Genomic DNA, 21,849 nt, shown 5'->3' on the forward strand with positions numbered 1-21,849 from the left:
AACTAATCTTCCTTCCTGTTTAAGATCAACATCGCATCCCCTAAACTAAAAAATCTATATTCTTCTGCTACCGCTTTATTATATGCTTTTAAGATAAATTCTTTTCCGGCCAGAGCAGAGACGAGCATTAAAAGAGTTGATTTAGGTAGATGAAAATTTGTGATTAGAGAGTCAATTACCTTAAAGTCATAACCCGGATAAATAAATATATCAGTCCAACCTTTAAAAGCTTTTAAGCTTCCCGACTGAGCTGCAGCCTCTAAAGTTCTTGTCACCGTAGTACCAACAGCAACAACCTTATTCCCTCTTGCTTTAGTTTCTTTAATTTTTGCCACAGTTTCTGAAGAAATTTCAGCATATTCTGCATGCATTTTGTGATCTTCAATTTTTTCGCTTTTGACCGGTCTGAAAGTTCCTAAACCTACGTGGAGGGTAATATAATCGATCTTAACTCCATAGTTTTTTAGATCATTTAATAGCTGATCTGTGAAATGAAGTCCTGCAGTTGGTGCAGCAGCTGAGCCTCTTTTTTTGCTGTAAACTGTCTGATATCGCTCCGGATTATCTAGTTTTTGCTTAATATATGGTGGTAAGGGCATTTCACCAAGTTTATTTAAGATTTCTTCGAAACTACCAGCCTTCTCATCCCAGCTGAATTGAACAATTCTTCCCCCAAAATCGGTGTATTCCACAACTTCCGCCTCTAATATATTTTGGAATTGAACCTTGACCCCTTTTTTAGCTCTTCGCCCTGGTTTGACTAATACTTCCCAGCGTCCTTCTTTTAGTTCATTTAATAATAAGACTTCAATTTCAGTCCCGGTTGGAATCTTTTCTCCATATAACCTAGCCGGTATAACCCGACTGTTATTTAAAACCAATCTATCTCCGGGTTCTAAATATTTTTTTATATTTTTAAAAAGATCATCTTTTATCTCTTTATTCTGGGGATCTAAAACCATTAATCTTGACATATCTCTTTCCGGAAGCGGTTTCTGGGCAATTAACTCTTCCGGCAGCTGATAATCAAATTCCTCTACTCTCATTTAATAATACCTCCAAAACTAATCTGAAAATAAATCTAAATTGCGTTTTTTAACATCTTCTTTGATATTTAAATGCTGATATGCTTTTAAAGAGGCAACCCTACCTCTGGGAGTTCTTTCTAAAAATCCTAGTTGAAGTAAATAGGGTTCATAAACATCTTCAATTGTTTCTGTTTCTTCACTAATAGAGGCTGCCAGGGTATTTAATCCCACCGGACCTCCTCCAAATTTTAAGATAATTGTTTTTAATAATTTATGATCAATTCTATCTAAACCAAGCTCATCAATTTCCAGCAATTTTAGAGCAGAATCTACTACTTCCTGACTTATTATACCATCTGCTTTAACTTGGGCAAAATCCCTCACCCTTTTTAAAAGACGGTTAGCAATCCGGGGAGTCCCTCTTGAGCGTCGAGCAATCTCTAAAGCTCCATGTGCTTCAATATCAACATTTAATATTTCTGCAGAACGGAGTATGATCTCCTGCAGCTCATCTTTATTATAAAACTCAAGTCTATTGATAACCCCAAACCTATCTCTTAAGGGGGAACTTAATCTACCTGCTTTAGTTGTTGCTCCAACCAGAGTAAAAGGAGCTAAATCCAATCTAACCGATCTTGCACTTGGACCTTTGCCGATAATAATATCTAAACAGTAATCTTCCATCGCAGGATATAAAACTTCTTCAACCATTTTATTTAAGCGGTGGATTTCATCAATAAAAAGAACATCTTTGCTCTGTAAATTAGTTAAAATAGAAGCTAAATCACCAGGTCTTTCAATAGCAGGGCCAGATGTTTGATGGATATTAACATTTAACTCATTGGCAATTATACCTGCCAGGGTAGTTTTCCCAAGCCCTGGAGGACCATAAAGCATTACATGGTCAAGGGCTTCTTCTCTATTGCTGGCTGCCTCAATAAATATTTTTAATTTTTCTTTAGATTTACTCTGGCCAATATAATCTGCCAGGCTTTGAGGACGCAGCCCCTTATCTACTGCTTTATCGTCTTTTTTCTTTTTAGGAGAAACAACTCTTCTTTCATTTTCCATCTTTATCTCTCCTTACCTAGATAACTTAATACCTGTCTAATCTTTTCAGAAACAGCTAATCCATCTTCAAAGCTTATCTTCCTCAATGCTTTATTTATTTCAGAAATCTTATAACCCAGTGCTGTTAAAGCATCAACAACATCCTGTCTATCCGCATCTTCAGCTGTTTTGACTGCTGAACTCTCCTGACCAGATTTTAAATAAGCAAAGTCTTCTAATTTGCTCTGTAGTTCAAGTATTAAGCGCTGAGCAGTTTTTGGTCCAATACCAGAGATTTCTTTTAAAATAATTTCATTTTCCTGCATAATAGCAGAAATAAAACGATCAGCAGGCATGGTATTAATAATATTTAAACCGGCTTTGGGGCCAATCCCGTTGACAGTTATCAGTATTTCGAATAATTCTTTATCTTTTCTGCTGGGAAAGGCAAACAATTTTAAAGCATCTTCTCTGACATAGGTATATATATAAAGTTCTATATCATCACCAATGGTGGGCAATTTATCAAAACCTGCCAGCTCAACTTCATAACCTACTCCATTGATATTTATTATAGCCTGTCCTGCTTCTAAATAAATCAATTCTCCTTCTAAAAATCCTATCATAATCTTTCCTCCCATCCAGAATGGGCACTGTAAACATGACCATGACAAATAGAGATTGCCAGTGCATCAGCAGCATCATCAGGTTTGGGCAGTTCAACTAAATTTAATAGTGATTTAACCATCTGTTGGACCTGTCTTTTATCAGCCCTGCCATAACCAACCACTGCCTGTTTAATCTGAAGGGGAGTGTATTCAGCTACTTTTATCCCAGCCTGTGAACCAGCTAAAAGTATAACCCCTCTGGCCTGCCCAACTTTAATTGCAGTTTTAACATTTTTGTTAAAAAACAGTTCCTCTACAGCCATCTCTTCAGGTTTAAACTCTTTAATCAATTCTTGAATATTTCTGTGGATAATTTCCAGTCTTTCGATATTTTCTTTATCTGCTGAAGTTTTAATAACTCCATACTCTAAGACTTTAAAGCTGTTACTTTCTTTATCAACCAGAGCATAACCAATAGTAGCAAGCCCTGGGTCAATCCCTAAAATCCTCAATTATAACACCCACCATTCAAACATAAGTTTGAAATAATTATATCATAAAATAGCTTATTCGACAATCTAAATGCGATATTTACGGTTCATAATTAATTCGCAAAAAAATAAAGACACTTTTTACAGTGTCCTTATTAAGAGCTATAATCAGCTTAAACCAAAGAACAAATATTAACTATTTTAATCTTCTTCTGCTTCAATCTCTTCTCTAATCTCTGCTTCTATTTCAAAATTAGAGTAAACATCCTGTATATCATCATGGTCTTCTAGTTTATCTATTAAACGCAGCATCTTTTTAGCATTGCTCTTATCAAGTGATACCATATTATCAGGTATCATCGCTAAATCAGCAGAAGCAAACTCATAACCGCTCTCTTCCATAGCTTTTCTGGTTGATTCAAAATTTCCTGGTTCTGTATAAATATAAGCTTCTTCTGCCTCGATTTCTAAATCTTCTGCTCCGGCTTCAAGAGCCTCTAAAAGAAGTTCATCTTCATCAATTTCGAATTCATTAAGATCGATTATCAATTCACCTTTGCGTTGAAACATCCAGGAAACACAGCCGTTTTCACCTAAATTACCGCCATTTTTATCTAAAACATGTCTTATTTCAGCAGCTGTTCTATTTCTGTTATCTGTCATAATATCCATATATATTGCAACTCCACCTGGCCCATATCCTTCATATACAAAAGATTCATAACTCATACCTTCCAGGTTACCGGTTCCTCTTTTAATAGCTCTCTCTATATTATCATTGGGCATATTATTATCTTTTGCCTTCTGAATAGCCATTCTGAGATCTGCATTCATTTCAGGATCTCCGCCACCTTCACGAGCAGCGACAGCAATTTTACGGCTCAATTTGGAAAAGAGTTTTCCTCTCCGTTTGTCTTCTTTTTTCTTTTTATGCTTTATATTTGCCCATTTAGAATGTCCAGCCATAATTCAACCTCCTTATAATCAGTTTGCAGTTAATTTTAACATAATTACTGCTATTTTTCAATATTTGCTAGGCTTTCTTTAATAGAAAAAAAGATAATTAGTTAAAGAAACCATGACGGTTAAGCCATGGTTAATTTATAGAAAATTATTTAGCTTTTCTTAAATTTCTAACTAAATTTTGTAGTTCTTTTTTGCCATTTTCAGACCAGTGAGAAATAAATGCCTCTATTTTTTCTTTGTCGTACTCAGTTAAATTTTCTGCTATTTCATTAATATCTTTTTTGTCTATAACTTTCATCATATCGATAGATTTTTTTAATGGGTACTGTATTTTGTAGTATATTTGGTCAACCATTATTAACCTCCTCAAATTGATTTATCAATTTCTCTAAAGTAGGCATAGTTTCTCTTTCGATAAATCTTAAATATCCTTCAAGTGTAATTATTCTGTTATCAAGCACTCTTTCACTCATTTCAGGAGAATAATTATCGAATTGGTTAGTTTTGTTGATTGCTGAGTCGATATAGTTGATTAATTCTAGTACATCTTTTGGCATTTAAACACCCCTTTTTGAGTTTTTTAAAAATTACAAAAATAAAAGCCTTCAAAAAAATATGAAATAAGTTGACCTTTAAGCCGGGTTCTGTCTGGGATGATCATCTATCTAAATAAACAGTTGCCTGTTTATTTTAGCGTCCTAACCCGGAGAAGAGCGGATCACTCTTAATTTCTCCCTATTTGGACTTACTCCGGATGGGGTTTACCTGGCATTTCAGTTACCTGAAACCCGGTAAGCTCTTACCTTACCTTTTCACCCTTACCCCAAATAATTGAGGCGGTATATTTCTGTGGCACTAGCCTGGGAGTTACCTCCACCGGGTGTTACCCGGCATCCTATCCTATGGAGCCCGGACTTTCCTCATCTCAAAGAGATGCGATCATCTGGTCAACTTATTTTTTTCCATTTAAAGTATATCACCAGTCTTATAATATGTCAAGTAATTTACTCAACTTAAATCATTCCCATACTTTCCAGGGATTTGTATTTTTTTGAGACTGAATAAAATTGATATTTTGCATCGATTTTTTTTCTGCTTTTTTAGTTAATTTTTTAAATAATAATTCTTTAACAAATTTCTCACTGCCATAATGGCCAAAATCTATTAAAGCCAGATTTAATTCTTCAGCTAATTGAGCTTCATGATATTTTAAATCACCGGTGAGATATAAATCAGCTCCATTAAAAGCGGCATCTTTTATAAAGTCAGCCCCACTACCACTACAGAGAGCTACCTTTTTAATCATTTTATCTTTACTACCAATATATTTAAAATTATTTAAAGCTAATTTATTTTTAAGCTTAATTATAAATTCTTCTAAACTGAGCGGCTCTTTTAAATAGGCAATCCTTCCTATCCCTTTTGATTCTTTAAGGTTTTCTAATTTATATAAATCCCAGGCAGGTTCTTCATAAGGATGTGCTTTGATCATTTTTTTGCTTATTTTGCTAATATCTTCAGCTTTAATAATGGTTTCTAGCCTATATTCCTCCACATTATTTACTCTACCCTTTTCACCTGAAAAAGGATCTGAATCTGCTAAAGGTTTAAAGCTCCCAGTACCACTTACTTCAAAACCACTGTGGCTGTAATTGCCTATCCTACCAGCTCCATTTTCATACAGTGAATCTTTAAGTGTCTGCAGATGAGATTCGGGCACAAAAACAACTAATTTATAATAGTTCTTTTCGCTGCTGACACTTAAAATCTCGAGCTTTCTTAAATCCAATTTATCAGCTAAAAAATCATTTAAACCACCTTCAGCAATATCTAAATTAGTATGAGCTGAAAACAAGGCGATATCATTTTTAATCAGCTCCATAATTAAACGTCCTGTTTCACTTTGAGTATTAATAGAGTTAATGGCTTTGAAAATTAAAGGGTGGTGGGTAATAATCAAACCACAATCTTTGGCTTTAGCTTCCTCTAAGACTGCAGCATTTAAATCTAAGGCCAGCAGCACATTGTTGATTTCTAAACTTGGATCTCCAACCTGTAGGCCTACATTATCCCAGTCTTCGGCAAGTCTAACCGGGGCTATCTCTCCCATTAATTGAATAACTTCATCTATTTTAGCCATTAAAACTTCCTCCTTTTAAAAAATTCATAATTTCTTTAAGCAAGAAAAAAATATATATATTCAGACAAGAAAACCCTGCTCTATATCAGAACAGGGTTAATATACTGGTGGGCCCACCAGGATTTGAACCTGGGACTAACCGGTTATGAGCCGGTTGCTCTGACCAGCTGAGCTATGGGCCCGCTAAAGATTTTTTATTTGCAACGACAAGATTAATTATATGATATAAAAGCCAATAGGTCAAGACCTTTTTTGCTTTTTTTTCAACTTTTAATAACAGTAAAGTAATAAGAGCTATAAAAAGCTAATAATAACGCAATTATTCAGGATTATTCTAAATAATCCTTCAGTTTTTTACTCCGACTTGGATGACGAAGTTTACGCAGTGCTTTTGCCTCGATCTGTCTAATTCTTTCTCTTGTTACTCCAAACTCTTTACCTACTTCTTCTAAGGTTCTTGGTCTACCATCTTCTATACCAAATCTTAGTTCTAAGACCCTTTTTTCTCTTTCAGTTAAAGTATCAAGTACTCCATCAAGCTGTTCTTTTAAGAGAATATAGGAAGCAGCAGAAGCTGGCGCAGGAGAATCTTCGTCTTCTATAAAATCACCAAGGTGACTGTCTTCTTCCTCACCAATAGGTGTTTCTAATGAAACCGGCTCCTGAGCTATTTTCATAATCTCTCTAACCTTTTCAGCCGAAATATCCATTTCTTCACCAATTTCTTCTGGCTTAGGTTCTCTACCTTTTTCCTGTAACAACTGACGTGAAACTCTAATCAGTTTGTTAATGGTCTCAACCATATGAACAGGAACACGAATAGTTCTTGCCTGATCTGCAATTGAACGAGTTATTGCCTGTCTAATCCACCAGGTAGCATAGGTACTAAACTTATAGCCTTTAGTATAATCAAACTTCTCTACGGCCTTCATTAGTCCCATATTACCTTCCTGTATTAAGTCAAGAAAAAGCATTCCTCGACCCACATATTTTTTAGCAATACTAACTACCAAACGTAAATTTGCCTCAACTAACTGCTGTTTAGCCCACTCATCACCCTGTTCCATTCTTTTGGCGAGCATAACCTCTTCATCAGCTGTTAGAAGATCTACTTTACCAATTTCTTTTAAATACATCCGAACGGGATCATCAATGCCGACACCTTTTGGTACACTGAGGTCTAGACCACTATCATCATCCTCTTCCTCATCTTGCTGAAGTTTTTCATTCACAATATTTATATTCTTTTCATTAAAAAGATCATAAATTTGCTCTATATCTTCAGAATCAAGGTCTATATCCTCAAGAGCATCCATTATTTCCTCATATGTCAGCTCCCCTTGTTCTTTGCCACGGTTAATAAGAGCCTGTACTTCATCTATTTTAGCAGGACTTATATCTTTTTCAGCCACTTTAGTCCCTCCTTTCAATATTATAATTCATCTTCTGAAATGTAACTAAAATACTATTTAATTTATCAAGATCATAATTTTTACTTGCTAAAAATTTGCAAATCTTTTCTTTGCTTTTTGAGATCTTATAAGAACTGATATATTCTGCCAGTTCAAATATTCTTGCTTCACTTAAAGAACTTTTCTGTTTAACTATAATTTCTGACCAATAAGAATAAAGCTCATTATCAAGTTCATCTTTTATACTATCATTGTTAACTGAAGCGCTAATTACTCTGCCTTTAAACAGTCTATCTGCTAGCTGGGCTGCTCTACCGCTAAAGTCATCGGGAGTTAATATTTCTGAAATTTTCTCCCTTAGTTCAGGTTTAGTTATATAGTGAGCTAAAATTTGTTCTTCGATCTTTTGATAATAAGAAATCTGAGTATTTAAATCTACTTTTTTTGACTCACTATTATTTTTTTCTATATCTTTGCGATAATTCCTGCTTTTAATTTTTTTAACTTCTTTTTTTACCTCTTTTGCCAGGACTTCAGCTTTAAAGGATGTTTTTTCAGCAGCTCTTTCCAGGTATATTTCTCTTTTTAGTTCATCTTCAATCTCAGCGATCAATTTTATAATTGATTTTAAGACCTTAATTCTCACCCCTGGTTCTGTAAGATCTTTATCCTTAATTATCATTTCAATTTTAAAATCAACCAGGCTTAAAGCTTCAGCAAGGTATTCAGAAAAAATATCAGCCCCTTCTTTTCTTAACAAATCATCGGGATCATTTCCCTCAGCAAGTTGAATAACTTTTACATCAATCCCAGCATCACTTAAAATATCCAGGCCTCTTAAAGTAGCCATATTGCCGGCTGTATCAGCATCATAAGCTATATAAGCTTTTTCTGCATATCTTTTTATCAATTTAGCCTGCTCCTCTGTAAAAGCAGTCCCTAAAGAAGCTATAGAGTTCTCGAAACCTTTTTTGTGAGCCTGAATAATATCAGTATAACCCTCCATTATAATACAGCTATTCTTTTTTCTGATTGCATCTTTAGCAAGATGCAGACCATAAAGGTTTTTCTTTTTGCTAAAAATTGCTGTTTCAGGAGAGTTTAAATATTTAGGCCCATAATCAGCGGCCTCCGTTGCTAAAATCCTGCCCCCAAATGCTATTACTTCACCTCGATTGTTATAAATCGGAAAAATAACTCTATTTCTAAATTTATCATAATAAGAATTATTTTTTCCTTTTGTAATTAAACCTGCTTTGTGGATTAAATCAAGACTAAAATCTCTTTTCTTTAAAAAATTTAAAAGCAGCTGCCACTCATCAGCAGCATAACCAATTTGAAATTTATTTATATCATTTTGATCAATATCTCTTTTTTTAAGATATTCTAAAGCTTTATTTCCCATTTCTTTTTCTGTCAGTAGGTAATTATAAAATTTTGCAGCTAATTTGTTTAAGGCAAATAATTTTTCCCGTTCCTTATATCTTCTTCTCTGAGTATCACTAAGATCAGGTAATTCCATACCACTTCTTTCAGCTAAAAGCTTAATCGTTTCTGCAAAAGTGAGGTTTTCAATCTCCATCACAAAATTTATTAGATCTCCACCAGCTCCACAGCCAAAACAATGATAAAAATTATTATCAGGATTAACAAAAAAAGATGGAGTTTTTTCACTATGAAAAGGACAAAGCCCCTTATATCTATTACCTGATTTTTGCAGCTCAATATAATCAGAAACAAAATCCACTATGTCTGCATTGCTTTTTAATTCTTCAATAAAATCATCTGAATATCTGGCCAATTTATCCACCCTGACCTTTTTAATATACTTCTGTTGTAGTTATATTTCTCTAAAAAATAAATTTATCCTGCATTTAAAATAAATAACTTCTGCCTCCACAGCCCTTTAAAATTTATTCCCGAATCAAGCCAATATTCCTGCAAAAAACTAATTATTTTTTTGCAGCCAGGGAGTAGGAATAAATAATTCTTTACCCAAATTAATCGCATAGCGATCTGTCATCCCCGCAATATAATCAATGATAGCAGTTTTTTTATTAGCTTCAAATTCCAAATATTCTTCAGGTAAAAGATCAATATTTTCAAAAAAGTGTTTATAAAGCATCTTAAGCAAGCGCTTAGCTTTAGCTACTTCATTTTTACCCTTAGAATCTATATACACATTGGCAAATAAAAATTCTCTTAAATCACTGCTTGCATTTTTAACCTTGTTAGATCTTTTTATCTCTGACTGCTGCCAGCTTTCCTTGATTATATCCCTGACCATTACATTGATTCTTTTAGAATGAGTATCACCAAGGATCTCCATAGTTTGCCTGGGAAGATCATTGGCTGAAATCAAGCCTGCTCTTAATGCATCATCTATATCATGATTTATATAGGCAATCCTGTCAGCTATTTTAACAATTTGACCCTCTAATGTAAAGGGCTTATCCTCACCTGTATGCTTTAAAATTCCATCTCTGACCTCAATACTCAAATTTAAACCTCTTCTACCATTACTTCTTTTTTCTAAAAGATCCACAACCCTTAAACTCTGATTGTTATGCTGAAATTCTTTATCACTTATTTCTGAAAGAACAGCTTCTCCAGCATGTCCAAATGGAGTATGGCCTAAATCATGACCTAAAGCAATCGCTTCTACCAGGTCTTCATTTAGTTTAAGAGCTCTAGCAATAGTTCTAGCAATTTGAGCAACTTCAAGGGTATGAGTTAATCTAGTCCGGTAATGGTCACCTTCTGGGGCGATAAAAACCTGGGTTTTATGTTTCAGCCTTCTAAAAGCTTTAGAATGGAGGATTCGATCACGATCATGTTGGAAAATCGTTCTAATATCACACTTTATATCATCCTTTAACCGACCCCTGCTTTCAGAACTCAAAGCAGCAGCCGGTGAAAGTTTTTCTTGTTCCCATTTTTCTTGTTCTATTCTGGAAAACATAAAAATCAACTCCTAGCCATTAAAATAGGCTAATACCTCTACAGCTGTTTCTTCTATATTGTTATCGGTAACATCTATTACAGGACAACCGATCTCTTCCATTATAGAATCAGCATATTCAAATTCTTCTTCTATTCTCTCCTTAGCAGCATAGGTTGCTTCATCACCTAAACCCATTTTTTTGAGTCTTTCGATTCTAATGTCATTTAAGAGCTCAGGATCAATTGTTAAACCAACTACTTTATTATCTTTGTTTTTCATTACTGCTGGATGAACATCAACCTCTGGAACAAGTGGTACATTAGCAGTCTTATAACCCAGATAAGAAAGATGAATAGATAGGGGAGTTTTAGAGGTTCTAGAAACACCTACTAAAACAATATCGGCTTCTTCAATCCCTTTTTCTTCATTTAGATCATCAAACTGCAGGGTAAATTCCATTGCTTCAATTCTTTTAAAATAATCCTCATCAAGTTTGTATTTTAAGGCAAATTCCTCTCGTGGTTCCACTTCAAGTCTCTTTGTTAAAATTTCTAATGGTTTGGTCATCATATCAACATATTCGAGATCATTTTTTTCAGACTCATCGATTATATATTTTCTAAGCTCTTCTTTGACTGTAGTAAAGGCAATTATTGCATTATCCTCTACAGCCTGCTCAATAATTTCATCGATTTTTTCTTTAGAACGGACAAAGGGAAAATTTTTCTTTTCAACTTTATGATCAGGATATTGACCGGAAGCAGATTCAACTAAGTTCTTAGCTGTCTTACCAGTACAATCTGAAACAACATAAAATAAAACATCTACATTCATCTTTTACACCCCTTTGAATATTTTTTTAATCAAGAGCTATTTCTTCAATATTAATTACCTCTCTCATCAGCTCTGAAATGCCAGCAAGTATAGCCAGCCGGTTCTTTTTAAGAGCCTCATCTTCAACCATAACCATAACATTATCTAAAAACTGATCTATATCTTCTTTTAATTCAACCAATAAATAAAAGCCCTGCTTATACTCTTTAGCAGCAAAATGCTCTTTAATTAATGGCTGATTATTTTGATAAGCCTTATATAACTGTTTTTCTTCATCGGCAGCTAATAATCCTGCATTAATCTCTGTTTTAGACTCTAAATTCTCAGAAATATTTTTAGCTCTTACTAAACCTCTAACCAAATCAACAAATAATTGAGGGTTCTGAGACCTAAATTCCATTAATTTTTCTGCTCTTTGATAGATATCTACAAAATCATTATCATTCACATCAATCACTGCATTAATAATATCATAGCGAATTTCTAAATCAGAAAGTAGATTTTCAAGCCTCTGTTTGATAAATTCTTTCAGCTGGACAGCAGTTTCATCTAGAGCAGATTTATTGATATCAACAATTTCCATGCTCATTTTTATCATTTCTAAAATATTAACCGAGAGTTTTTCTGCTAAAATTATTCTTAAAAGCCCTGTTGCCTGTCTGCGGAGTGCAAAAGGATCTTGTGAACCACTAGGTATATTACCAAGTAAGAAGTGGCTGCTTAAATTAAATAGCTTCTCAGCCATCGCTAAAAGCTTACCAGGATCAGTTTTGGGTAAACTATCACCTGCATATCGAGGCAAATAATGCTCATAAATAGCATCTGCAGTTGCTTCAGCTTCTCCAGCTAATAAAGCATATTCTCTACCCATAATCCCCTGGAGATTGGCAAATTCGTTTACCATTTCTGTTGCCAGGTCATTTTTAGATAATTCAGCTGCTCTAACAGCCTTTTCTTTTTGATCTGCACTATAGTTTAGTTTATCTGCCAGTTCAGCAGTTATTTTCTCAAGTTTTTGAACTTTATCATAAACACTACCCAAATCCTGTTGGAAAACAATATCTTTAATATCTTCACTTCTATTTATAAAACCATATTTTTGATCTTCAGCAAAGAAAAATTGAGCATCATCTAATCTACCTTTTAAAACCATCTCATTTCCTGCTATTACTTCAGCTAAATAATCTCTACCACCATCTCTAACCCCAATAAATTCTGCCTGCAATTTCCCCTCAGCTTTAACAGGAAAATAGCGCTGATGTTTTTCCATAGCAGTAATTAATACTTCATCTGGAAGCTCTAAATATTCTTCTGAAAACTGTCCCTTAAAAGCTGTAGGATATTCAACTAAATCTACAACCTCATCTAAGAGGCTTTCTTTAATAACAGCTTTACCACTTAAATTTAATTTAGCAATCTGATCCTTGATAATTTTTCTCCTGGTAGTTTCTTTAACAATAATATAATTGTCCTGGAGAATATTAAAATAGGCATCAGCATGTTTAAGCTTTACCTTACCCTCACTTAAAAAACGGTGACCAAGACTAAAAACTTCAGAATTAACTTCTGCAATCTCTAAATCTATTTTTTCTTCCCCAAATAGGGCAAGCAGCCATTTGATAGGGCGAATAAATTCCATTTTTACACTTCCCCAGCGCATTGCTTTAGGCAGGGGAACTTTTTTCACAATACTTTTTAAAATATCGGCTAAAATATCTTTAGTGGCTTTACCTTTTTCAACTTTTTCAGCATATAGATAGCCATCTTTTTCTACCAGCTCAGCTACCTCTAATCCCTGTCCTCTGGCAAAACCCTGACCGGCTTTGGTAGCTTCACCATTTTCATCAAAAGCAATATTAACTGCTGGTCCCCGAACACTTTCTCTTTTATCTTTTTGCTTTTCTGCTAAATTTGTGATTGATAATACCAATCTGCGGGGAGTTGAATAAACATTTACTGCTTCATACTCTAAATTATTATTTGCAAAAATTTCTTTTGCAGATTCTAAATAATCTATTCTAAATTTTTTCATTGACTCTGCTGGCATTTCTTCAGTTCCAATTTCAAATATTAAATTCTTAGCCATTGCTATCACTCCTGATCTCCTGAGTCCAGATATCTGGCTGCACATTTATGGGCCAGCTTGCGAACTCTTTTAATAAATCTTGTTCTTTCAGTAACACTAATCGCTCCTCTTGCATCTAATAAATTAAAATTATGGGAACACTTTAGGGTATAATCATAAGCAGCCAGTGTTAAACCAGCTTCAAGACAATTTTCTGCCTCTGCTTCATAAATATCAAATAGTTTAAATAATCTATCTATATCTGCTGTTTCAAAATTATAGGCAGATTGTTCAACTTCATTTTGATGATAAATATCTCTATATTTTACCCCTTCTACCCAGGTCAAATCATAGACATTGTTTACTTCCTGTAAATACATTGCAATTCTTTCTAATCCATAGGTGATTTCTACTGTAACCGGGTCTGCTTTAAAACCTCCAACCTGCTGAAAATAGGTAAATTGGGTTATTTCCATACCATCAAGCCAGACTTCCCAACCAAGCCCCCAGGCTCCAAGGGTTGGTGATTCCCAGTTATCCTCAACAAAACGAATATCATGTTTTTTAGCATCTATGCCTAAAGCACCCAAACTTGCTAAATATATTTCCTGTATATCATCAGGAGAAGGTTTCATAATTACCTGATATTGAAAATATCTCTGTAGACGATAGGGATTATCACCATAACGTCCATCAGTTGGACGCCTACAGGGTTGTACATAAGCAGTATCCCATCCTTCTGGACCTAGTGATCTTAAGAAAGTTGAAGGACTCATAGTCCCTGCCCCAACTTCAATATCATAAGGCTGTTCTATTACACAACCCTGATCACTCCAAAATTTATCCAGAGCAAAAATTATTTCCTGGAAATTCATAAATACACTTCCTCTCTTTGGTCATTTTTCTATTTAAAATTAATTAAAATCATTTCTCAAAACAAAACCTTATCCTTTAGGACAAGGCCAAAGTTTAGCTATTCATATTCCTTAGGGTATATAGAAAAGATAAAGACTTTGGGTTTAAATCGAGGTGATAGGCTAAAAATTTTTCCGTAAGCTCCATTAACTTTTCTGTTAAAGACTCAGAAAATTGTTCAGCTTTTAAAAGCGATATTTTAGCAAAAATAATCTTGTAGAGAGCCCTCATCTGATTAAGAGAAAAATCGCTGTAATCAAATTCAGCCTGGGCCAGACACTCTCTGCAAATTGAGCCACCTTCTTTTACCCCAACTGCAGTAAAACCTTTTAAATCAAGTTTTTTTGCACAAACTGTACAGTTTTCTATTTCTGGTTTAACTCCCAGTAATAACAGTAATTTGGCTTCAAATACAGTTAAATAAAATAGCAGTTCATTTTTCTCAGCTTTATTCATATACTCTAAGATTAAAGCCAGCAGAGAAAATAATGCCTGATCTGCTTCATATTCAAGACCTGCCCTCTCAATATATTCAGCAGCTACACTAGCATAAGCCATATAATCAAGATCCTCACGCAGCTTAGAGTTCATCGCAATAGATTCAATATGATTTATTTTAGCCAAAGATCTACCTTTATATAAGCTGAAATGGTGATGACTAAAGGGTAAAACAAGACCTGAGCGGGACTTATTACCCTTTCTAGCACCTCTGGCAACTGCTTTAACTTTGCCTTTTTCCTTTGTATAGAGGGTAATAAGCCTATCTGATTCACCTAGATCAAATTGTTTTAAAACAACTGCTTCGGTCTCAAATTTAGCCAAATTAATTCAACTCCAATTTAATCTTTCTCATCAGTCACTATAGTAACCCCTGAGCTGGCTCCAATTCTATTTGCACCAGCATCAAGCATATCTAATGCTTCTTCAAAATTATGGATCCCACCTGAAGCTTTAACACCTACATCACGGCCCACTGTTTTCCTCATTAAACTTACATCTTCAATTCGAGCACCATGACTGCCAAAACCGGTTGAAGTCTTAACAAAGTCTACTCCGGCATCTTTAGCTATTTCACAGGCCTGTTTAATTTCTTCTTCATCTAAATAACAGGTCTCTAAAATAACCTTAACAATAATATCAGAGGTTACTCCAGCTGTTTTAGTAGCATCTACTACTGCTTTAATATCAGACTTGAATATTTCTAGGGCTCCAGATTTGAAAGCACCAATATTCATAACCATATCAATTTCCTGGGCACCATTTTTAATCGCATTTCTGGTTTCATAAGATTTCACTTCAGTAGTATTTGCTCCCAGGGGAAATCCAACTACTGTGCATACTTTAACCGAGCACTCCTCTAATAGTTTTGCTGCTAAAGGAACATAAATCGGATTTATACAGACAGAGGCAAATTCATGTTCTTTAGCCTCTGCACATAATTTTTTAATGTCATCCACTGTAGCAGTGGGATTTAAATTAGTATGGTCAATCATTTTAGCCATATCTTTTGGTTTGATCGCCATTATAAAATTCACTCCTTATTTTCTTTTAATTTCCATCAGTCAATAAATATATTCTTCAAATTCAACAATAATCCTGCATTTAAACCAATCTTTCTAATAAAATAGTGGCCAGGGTAAAATAGATAAAAAGTCCAGAAATATCAACCAATGTAGTTATGAACGGACCTGCTGCAACTGCAGGGTCAATACCAAAATAATCAATTATAAAAGGAATACTGGTTCCCAAAATGACAGCTGTGATCATTGTTGTAACCATTGAAAAACCAACCACAACAGCAATAGCTATATTATTATGCCAGATAAATGTAATCAGCAATAGAGAACCACCAATTAATAAGGACATAACTATTCCGGCTTTAAATTCATTTAATAAATGCTTAAAAAAGCTTTTCAACTCCAGTTCATCTGTAGCAAGACCTCTGACAACTATGGTTAAGGACTGGGTACCAACATTACCCCCCATATCCATTAAGACCGGTATAAATATTGCTAAAGCAGCGATTGACTGTAGTGCTTCTTCAAAACGACCTATAACAGTCCCTGACATCAAGCCTCCCAATAAGAGTATAAACAACCAGGGAATCCTTTTTTTAACAGCCTCCATAAAGTTACCATGGATATCATATGTACTGGTTGCACCAGACATTTTAAATAAATCCTCAGTAGTTTCTTCTTCAATTATATCTAAGATATCATCTACTGTAATAATACCAACTAATTGTTGATGTTTATTTATAACAGGAACTGCCAGCAAATCATATTTAGAAAGTATCTTAGCTACTTCCTCCTGATCTAAATTAACATCTACTTTTACCACATTTTCGTTCATAATATCATTTAACTGCTCATCTCGATGAGCTGTAAGCAGCTGTCTAACCGAGAGCACACCGAGCAGTTCTTTTTTTCTGGAAATAACATAAATATAATAAATCATTTCGGGCTCTATCATCAAATCTTTTATCTTATTTAAAACAGTCCCAACAGAATTATCAGCATAAAAAGCAATAAACTCTGTTGTCATCCGTCCCCCGGCACTTTCATCATCATATTCTAGAAGTTCTTTTAATTCCAGTGCCTTATTTTCTTTCATTAATTTTAAAACTTCTTTTATTTTTCCTACTCTTAAAACACCCAATAAATCAGCAGCATCATCACTATACATATTGCTTAAAATTTCTGCCAGTTTAAATGTAGTTAATTTGCTAGTAATCTCTTTCTGCAGATCTTCATCAAAAAATATGATTATTTCACTTAAAACTGCTGGAGAAAGCTTAACAATATTTTCAAGTAAAACTTCTTCTTCTAAGGATGCCAAAAATTCTGCCACATCAGCTGGATAATTATCCTCATAAAAGTCATAAAAGTTTTCATAGTTTTCAGGAACTAATTCATCGGTAATGTTTTCTTTGATAATTGTCATTAGCATCACTCCAATACTCAAACTAAAAAGTTTTTATTTATAACCCATTCTTTTCATCAAATTATCTTTGTCCCTCCAATTTTTTAATACTTTAACCCAGAGGTCTAAATAAACCTTTGTCTGCATCAAATCCTCAATCTCTTTTCTCGCTTCTCTGCCTATTTTTTTTATCATCTTACCATTTTTACCAATTATAATGCCTTTATGAGATTTTTTTTCAACATAAATATTAGCCCTAATATAATAATCCTCATTTTCTCTTTCTTTAACCTCTTCAACTAAAACAGCTGCTCCATAAGGAACTTCTTCTCTGGTTAGATAAAAGATCTTTTCTCTGATCAGTTCTGCAAAAACAAAACGTTCAATCTGATCTGTTATCATATCTTCGGGATAATATTGAGGTCCTTCTGGTAAATATGAAAAAATCTCTGCTAAAAGAGTATCAATATTTTTGTTATTTAGAGCAGAAATAGGGATAACTTCTTCCCCCACTTTTTGAGTGTATTTTTTCTGTCTTTTCTGCAGCTCTTTATTAGAAATCTTATCAATTTTATTCATCACATAAATAATATCTTTTTTGGAGTTTTTTATTTGATCATAGATCATCTGATCATTTTTGCCCCAATAAGTACTGCCATCAAGAATAAATATGATTAGGTCTATACCTTCCAGACTACTGTATGCCTCTTCTAACATATATTTATCAAGTTTGTTTCTAGCCTGGTGGATTCCCGGAGTATCAATAAAAATGATTTGACCATTTTCCTCTGTATAAATGGCTTTTATACTATTTCTGGTTGTCTGGGGACGAGGGGAAATGATATTTATTTTTTCTCCAACTAAATTATTAACTAAAGTTGACTTTCCTACATTTGGCCTACCAATAACTGTGACAAAACCTGATTTATAAGTCATTATTTTTCTCCATTGATTTCTCTGTAAATGCACCTGGTAAAAGTTCTAAATTGCTCATAGTTTTTTCTTTCCCACCTTTTTTTGTTACCATTATAATTTCTATTTCTCCATCTGCAAACTCATTGATTACCTGTCTACAGGCCCCACAGGGTGTAATTGTTTCTTCAGTATTACTTACTAATAAAAGGGCTTCAACTTTTGCTTTACCATCTGAAACAGCACTAAAAATAGCCGATCTTTCTGCACAATTTGTTAGGCTAAAAGATGCATTTTCTATATTTGCCCCACTGTAAATCGAACCATCTTCCATCAGCACAGCAGCTCCTAAGGGGAAATTAGAATAGGGAACATAAGCATTTTTTTGGGCTTTTAAAGCAGCCTCTAAAAGTTTATTTTTTATCTTTTTATCCATAAGCAATCAACTCCCTGTACTAATAATTGACTTCTGTACCATTAGGAACTAGCTGAATCCAGCTTTGCCCCGGGTTTAACTCGATTTCACTGCCATTGTTATCTAAATAAGTGATCTGATTGTTAGAATTTCTTTCCCAGTTTCCCTCAATAACTGTACCATCTCTAAAGAGTTTGATCTCACCACTAGAGTTAAGATTAATCTCCTGGCGTCCTTCTTGATCTTTAGTTGAAGTCTCTACAAACTTTACGATAATATTTTTAGCATTCAAATGGGCACCACTTTCAACCTGATGTGGTGTCTCAAAATCATAAATATAACGATCATAATTATTTTGCAGGCTATTATAACGGTATAAGACATTATAATCTCCCCAATAATTAATAGTTATTTCTTCTGCAGGACTAAAATTACTGAGCACAGAAGCGGTTATAAAATTAAATTGTTCAGGATACTCTCTTTCAGCCAAGTTATTTAAGTAGTCATCTAAAGAAGGTCTACCTGTATAAAGGTTATTGGGAGCCCTTCTTTTGCTGCTGCGCCAAAAATACTGGCTTTGGTAAATTTCATCTAAATGCAGAATACCATTATCATTTAACATTTGGAAACCATCTGGACTAGCTCCTGCATGTAAAAATAGTGCATCATAAGCAGCTGCAGTTTCAATCAAAAATGGTCTAGCACTCCTAATCGGCCCTATTTTTTCTGGTAGATCAGGCCAATAAATAGCTAAAAATCTAGTGATTCCACCTTCAAGCATAAATTCGTAAATAATTTCTGCCTCCTCAAGCCCACTCTGAGGACGAGCTGCCGGAGAATTTTCAACTGCGACAGCTACAGCTCTTTTATAATATTCTTCTGCAAGCGGCATTCCGGTAAATGGAGAAGTTGAACTATAACTTGGCTCAGCATCAGCACCTATTTGCTCTTCGTCAGCTTCATATTCAGCTTCGATTCTATCCAGCTGCTCATCGATTTCCTCATCACTGAGTTCTTCCTGAACAGGCTGTTCTTCCTCTCTAAGCTGGTCTTGATCTTGACTGCCACAGGCAGCAAGAAAAACCAAAGTTAAGATAAGCAATAATGCCAGTAGAATTGACTTTTTTCTCATTTTTACACCTCTATCTAACTATTCATTTTCTTTAAGTTCTAAATCTTTTTTGCTGATTAGTTTAACTTTTCTAATCCTATTGTCAATTATATTTTCGACTATTAAAGTTAATCCTTTTATTTTAATTTTTTCTCCCTGTACAGGTAATCTATTTAAGCTATTTAAAATTAAACCACTTACAGTTTCAAAATCATAATTATCTTCTAATGGTTCTTTTAAAAATTTATTTAATTCTTCTATATCTGTCCTGCCATCTAATAATAATTTATTATTATCGATTACTTCAATATAACTTTTCTCAAGATCAAATTCATCCTGAATATCACCAACTATCTCTTCTAAGAGATCCTCTATAGTTATAAGACCTGAAGTTCCTCCATATTCATCAACTATTATCGCCATATGCTCTTTTCTTTCCTTCATTTCTGATAATAACTGATTGATCGGTTTACCCTCAGGAATAAAATATATTGGTTTTATAAAGTCTTCAATCTCATAGTTTTCTTCTTTTTTTAGTAATAACTCTAATAAATCCTTGATATAGACTAGGCCAATAATATTATCGATTGATTCTTCATAAACCGGGATTCTAGAATGACCTTTTTTAACCCCTGATTTTATCAGCTCTGTTAAAGATTCGTTCTTCTCTATACAAACTATATCGATTCTTGGCACCATAATTTCTTTAACCAGAGTGTCATCAAATTCAAAAACGCTCTGAATCATCTCCTGTTCTGTTTCTTTAATAACTCCTTCACGGTGACTGACTTCAACAAAACGCCTGATTTCATCTTCACTTAAAAAAGCAGAGGAAATCAAGCTTGAATCTTTAACAAAAAGATTAACTATTTTAGTAAGAATAAAAATTACCGGCATAAATATTTTTTCCATATAATATAATGGAGCAGCAGCAGTTTTAGCATAAGCAATAGATAAATTGTTGCCTAAAGCTTTAGGTGTAATCTCACCGAAAATTAAGATTATAAAAGTAACAAAGCCTGTAGCTATACCCACCCCTTTATTGCCAAATATCTCTATGGCAAGAGCTGTCGCTATGGAGGATGCAGCAATATTAACCAGGTTATTACCAATTAAAATAGTTGTTAATAATTTAGTTTGGTCTTCAAGTAATTTATCAACCTGAGAAGCACCTTCATCACCATGTTGTACCTTATCTTTTATTTTTATTCTATTTACTGACATAAATGCAGTTTCAGAGCCAGAAAAAAAGGCTGATAAAAATAAAAGTATTAACAACAATATAAGTTCTAAATACATGCAATCTCCCCCAAAAAAATCTATTTCTTTATCTTAATCTAAAGAAATAAAAAATAATAAATGTTGTTATAAAACCCAGCATAGCTCCAAAAAAGATCTCTTTGAAGGTGTGAGTTTCAGACTCTAAACGACTTTGAGCAATCAAAAACAAAAGCACAAGCGATAAAGTAAAGGCGATCAAGTTAGCTGTTAAAAATAATATTATCAAAGAAGCGGATGCAGCAAGGGCTGTATGGCCGCTCACGATACCGCCTCTTAAAGGTGTACCACTACTAAAAATCGATTTTAAAGCCACAACAAATATAAAAATAATTATTATATTGATAAAGGTTAGATGTAAGGGTTCATGTCTAATTGTTAAAATTGTAGCTGCAGAAATAGCCTGGAATTTATTAAAAAAAACTAAATAAGCTATAAATAATGCATTACCAGCAGCGATCAAAACTGCAGCAGCACTGATATTTTTAGCAATTCTTGCTTTAATGGTATACTCCTGACTAACAATATCGATTATAACCTCTACCGCAGTATTAAGCAGTTCAGCAAAAATCACGAAACTGATAGAAATAATTATCAGACCCAGTTCAACCCTGCTTAAACCTAAAAAAAGACCTAAGCCCAGGACAGATACTGCAGCTATAAAGTGGATCTGCATATTTAATTGACTTCGAAAAGAATGAATCAAGCCTGCTATAGCATGATTAAAGCTGTTGATCGTTTTTAAAAGCCACATAATA

22 protein-coding genes, 1 tRNA gene and 1 other RNA gene are annotated in these 21,849 nt (G+C 34.1%); all 24 read right to left on the minus strand.

What is annotated here, in order from left to right:
- Positions 1–2: 2 nt before the first annotated feature.
- Positions 3–1,046 (minus strand): tRNA preQ1(34) S-adenosylmethionine ribosyltransferase-isomerase QueA, encoded by a 1,044-nt coding sequence (queA, locus tag LJ207_RS08525; RefSeq protein WP_229346046.1) that lies wholly within the window; start codon positions 1,044–1,046, stop codon positions 3–5.
- An 18-nt stretch (positions 1,047–1,064) separates the two neighbouring features.
- Entirely contained in the window at positions 1,065–2,099 is a 1,035-nt protein-coding gene (gene ruvB / locus LJ207_RS08530) for a Holliday junction branch migration DNA helicase RuvB (RefSeq protein WP_229346048.1), read from the minus strand.
- A gap of 2 nt (positions 2,100–2,101) precedes the next feature.
- Entirely contained in the window at positions 2,102–2,704 is a 603-nt protein-coding gene (gene ruvA, locus LJ207_RS08535; RefSeq protein ID WP_229346050.1) for a Holliday junction branch migration protein RuvA, read from the minus strand.
- Positions 2,701–3,198 carry a crossover junction endodeoxyribonuclease RuvC gene (gene ruvC / locus LJ207_RS08540; RefSeq protein WP_229346052.1) on the minus strand — a complete coding sequence of 166 codons (498 nt, stop codon included), beginning with the start codon at positions 3,196–3,198 and terminating at the stop codon, positions 2,701–2,703. Before ruvC ends, ruvA begins: the two co-directional genes overlap by 4 nt.
- Positions 3,199–3,378: 180 nt before the next feature.
- Positions 3,379–4,143 carry a YebC/PmpR family DNA-binding transcriptional regulator gene (locus tag LJ207_RS08545; protein ID WP_229346054.1) on the minus strand — a complete coding sequence of 255 codons (765 nt, stop codon included), beginning with the start codon at positions 4,141–4,143 and terminating at the stop codon, positions 3,379–3,381.
- Between the two features lie 145 nt (positions 4,144–4,288).
- On the minus strand, positions 4,289–4,498 hold the full coding sequence (locus LJ207_RS08550; RefSeq protein ID WP_229346056.1) for a hypothetical protein: 210 nt from the start codon (positions 4,496–4,498) through the stop codon (positions 4,289–4,291).
- Entirely contained in the window at positions 4,491–4,700 is a 210-nt protein-coding gene (locus LJ207_RS08555) for a hypothetical protein (protein ID WP_013406157.1), read from the minus strand. The genes LJ207_RS08550 and LJ207_RS08555 overlap by 8 nt, the downstream gene beginning before the upstream one ends.
- Positions 4,701–4,760: 60 nt before the next feature.
- Positions 4,761–5,098, minus strand: an RNA gene (gene rnpB / locus LJ207_RS08560) — RNase P RNA component class A.
- A 63-nt stretch (positions 5,099–5,161) separates the two neighbouring features.
- Entirely contained in the window at positions 5,162–6,283 is a 1,122-nt protein-coding gene (locus tag LJ207_RS08565; protein ID WP_229346063.1) for a Nif3-like dinuclear metal center hexameric protein, read from the minus strand.
- A gap of 105 nt (positions 6,284–6,388) precedes the next feature.
- Positions 6,389–6,465, minus strand: a tRNA-Ile gene (locus tag LJ207_RS08570).
- A 147-nt stretch (positions 6,466–6,612) separates the two neighbouring features.
- Positions 6,613–7,695: an RNA polymerase sigma factor RpoD gene (rpoD, locus tag LJ207_RS08575; protein ID WP_229346065.1), complete on the minus strand. Its 1,083-nt coding sequence runs from the start codon at positions 7,693–7,695 to the stop codon at positions 6,613–6,615.
- Between the two features lies 1 nt (position 7,696).
- On the minus strand, positions 7,697–9,496 hold the full coding sequence (dnaG, locus tag LJ207_RS08580; protein WP_229346067.1) for a DNA primase: 1,800 nt from the start codon (positions 9,494–9,496) through the stop codon (positions 7,697–7,699).
- A 147-nt stretch (positions 9,497–9,643) separates the two neighbouring features.
- The gene (locus LJ207_RS08585; protein ID WP_229346069.1) at positions 9,644–10,657 is read right to left on the minus strand and encodes a deoxyguanosinetriphosphate triphosphohydrolase; all 1,014 of its coding nucleotides are present in this window, start codon (positions 10,655–10,657) and stop codon (positions 9,644–9,646) included.
- A gap of 12 nt (positions 10,658–10,669) precedes the next feature.
- Positions 10,670–11,473, minus strand: coding sequence for a pyruvate, water dikinase regulatory protein (locus LJ207_RS08590; RefSeq protein ID WP_229346071.1), 804 nt, complete (start codon positions 11,471–11,473; stop codon positions 10,670–10,672).
- A 25-nt stretch (positions 11,474–11,498) separates the two neighbouring features.
- On the minus strand, positions 11,499–13,559 hold the full coding sequence (gene glyS / locus LJ207_RS08595; protein ID WP_229346072.1) for a glycine--tRNA ligase subunit beta: 2,061 nt from the start codon (positions 13,557–13,559) through the stop codon (positions 11,499–11,501).
- A gap of 5 nt (positions 13,560–13,564) precedes the next feature.
- Positions 13,565–14,413, minus strand: coding sequence for a glycine--tRNA ligase subunit alpha (locus LJ207_RS08600; protein ID WP_229346074.1), 849 nt, complete (start codon positions 14,411–14,413; stop codon positions 13,565–13,567).
- A 94-nt stretch (positions 14,414–14,507) separates the two neighbouring features.
- Positions 14,508–15,275: a DNA repair protein RecO gene (gene recO, locus LJ207_RS08605; RefSeq protein WP_229346076.1), complete on the minus strand. Its 768-nt coding sequence runs from the start codon at positions 15,273–15,275 to the stop codon at positions 14,508–14,510.
- Between the two features lie 17 nt (positions 15,276–15,292).
- Complete coding sequence (gene deoC / locus LJ207_RS08610) at positions 15,293–15,976, minus strand: deoxyribose-phosphate aldolase (RefSeq protein ID WP_229346078.1); 684 nt, start codon at positions 15,974–15,976, stop codon at positions 15,293–15,295.
- Positions 15,977–16,055: 79 nt separating this feature from the next.
- Positions 16,056–17,396 carry a magnesium transporter gene (mgtE, locus tag LJ207_RS08615; protein ID WP_229346080.1) on the minus strand — a complete coding sequence of 447 codons (1,341 nt, stop codon included), beginning with the start codon at positions 17,394–17,396 and terminating at the stop codon, positions 16,056–16,058.
- A 33-nt stretch (positions 17,397–17,429) separates the two neighbouring features.
- Positions 17,430–18,311, minus strand: a complete 882-nt coding sequence (gene era, locus LJ207_RS08620; protein ID WP_229346082.1) for a GTPase Era — start codon at positions 18,309–18,311, stop codon at positions 17,430–17,432.
- Complete coding sequence (locus tag LJ207_RS08625) at positions 18,301–18,723, minus strand: cytidine deaminase (RefSeq protein ID WP_229346083.1); 423 nt, start codon at positions 18,721–18,723, stop codon at positions 18,301–18,303. Before LJ207_RS08625 ends, era begins: the two co-directional genes overlap by 11 nt.
- 19 nt (positions 18,724–18,742) lie before the next feature.
- A complete protein-coding gene (locus LJ207_RS08630) occupies positions 18,743–19,834 on the minus strand; it encodes a DUF3048 domain-containing protein (RefSeq protein ID WP_229346085.1) in 1,092 nt (363 codons plus the stop codon).
- A gap of 18 nt (positions 19,835–19,852) precedes the next feature.
- Positions 19,853–21,112, minus strand: a complete 1,260-nt coding sequence (locus tag LJ207_RS08635) for a hemolysin family protein (protein WP_229346087.1) — start codon at positions 21,110–21,112, stop codon at positions 19,853–19,855.
- A gap of 28 nt (positions 21,113–21,140) precedes the next feature.
- The gene (locus LJ207_RS08640; RefSeq protein ID WP_229346088.1) at positions 21,141–21,845 is read right to left on the minus strand and encodes a diacylglycerol kinase; all 705 of its coding nucleotides are present in this window, start codon (positions 21,843–21,845) and stop codon (positions 21,141–21,143) included.
- Positions 21,846–21,849 lie beyond the last annotated feature (4 nt).

Origin of the sequence: Halanaerobium polyolivorans (assembly GCF_020711195.1) — a bacterium.
In the GTDB taxonomy this organism is placed as follows: Bacteria; Bacillota; Halanaerobiia; order Halanaerobiales; family Halanaerobiaceae; genus Halanaerobium; species Halanaerobium polyolivorans.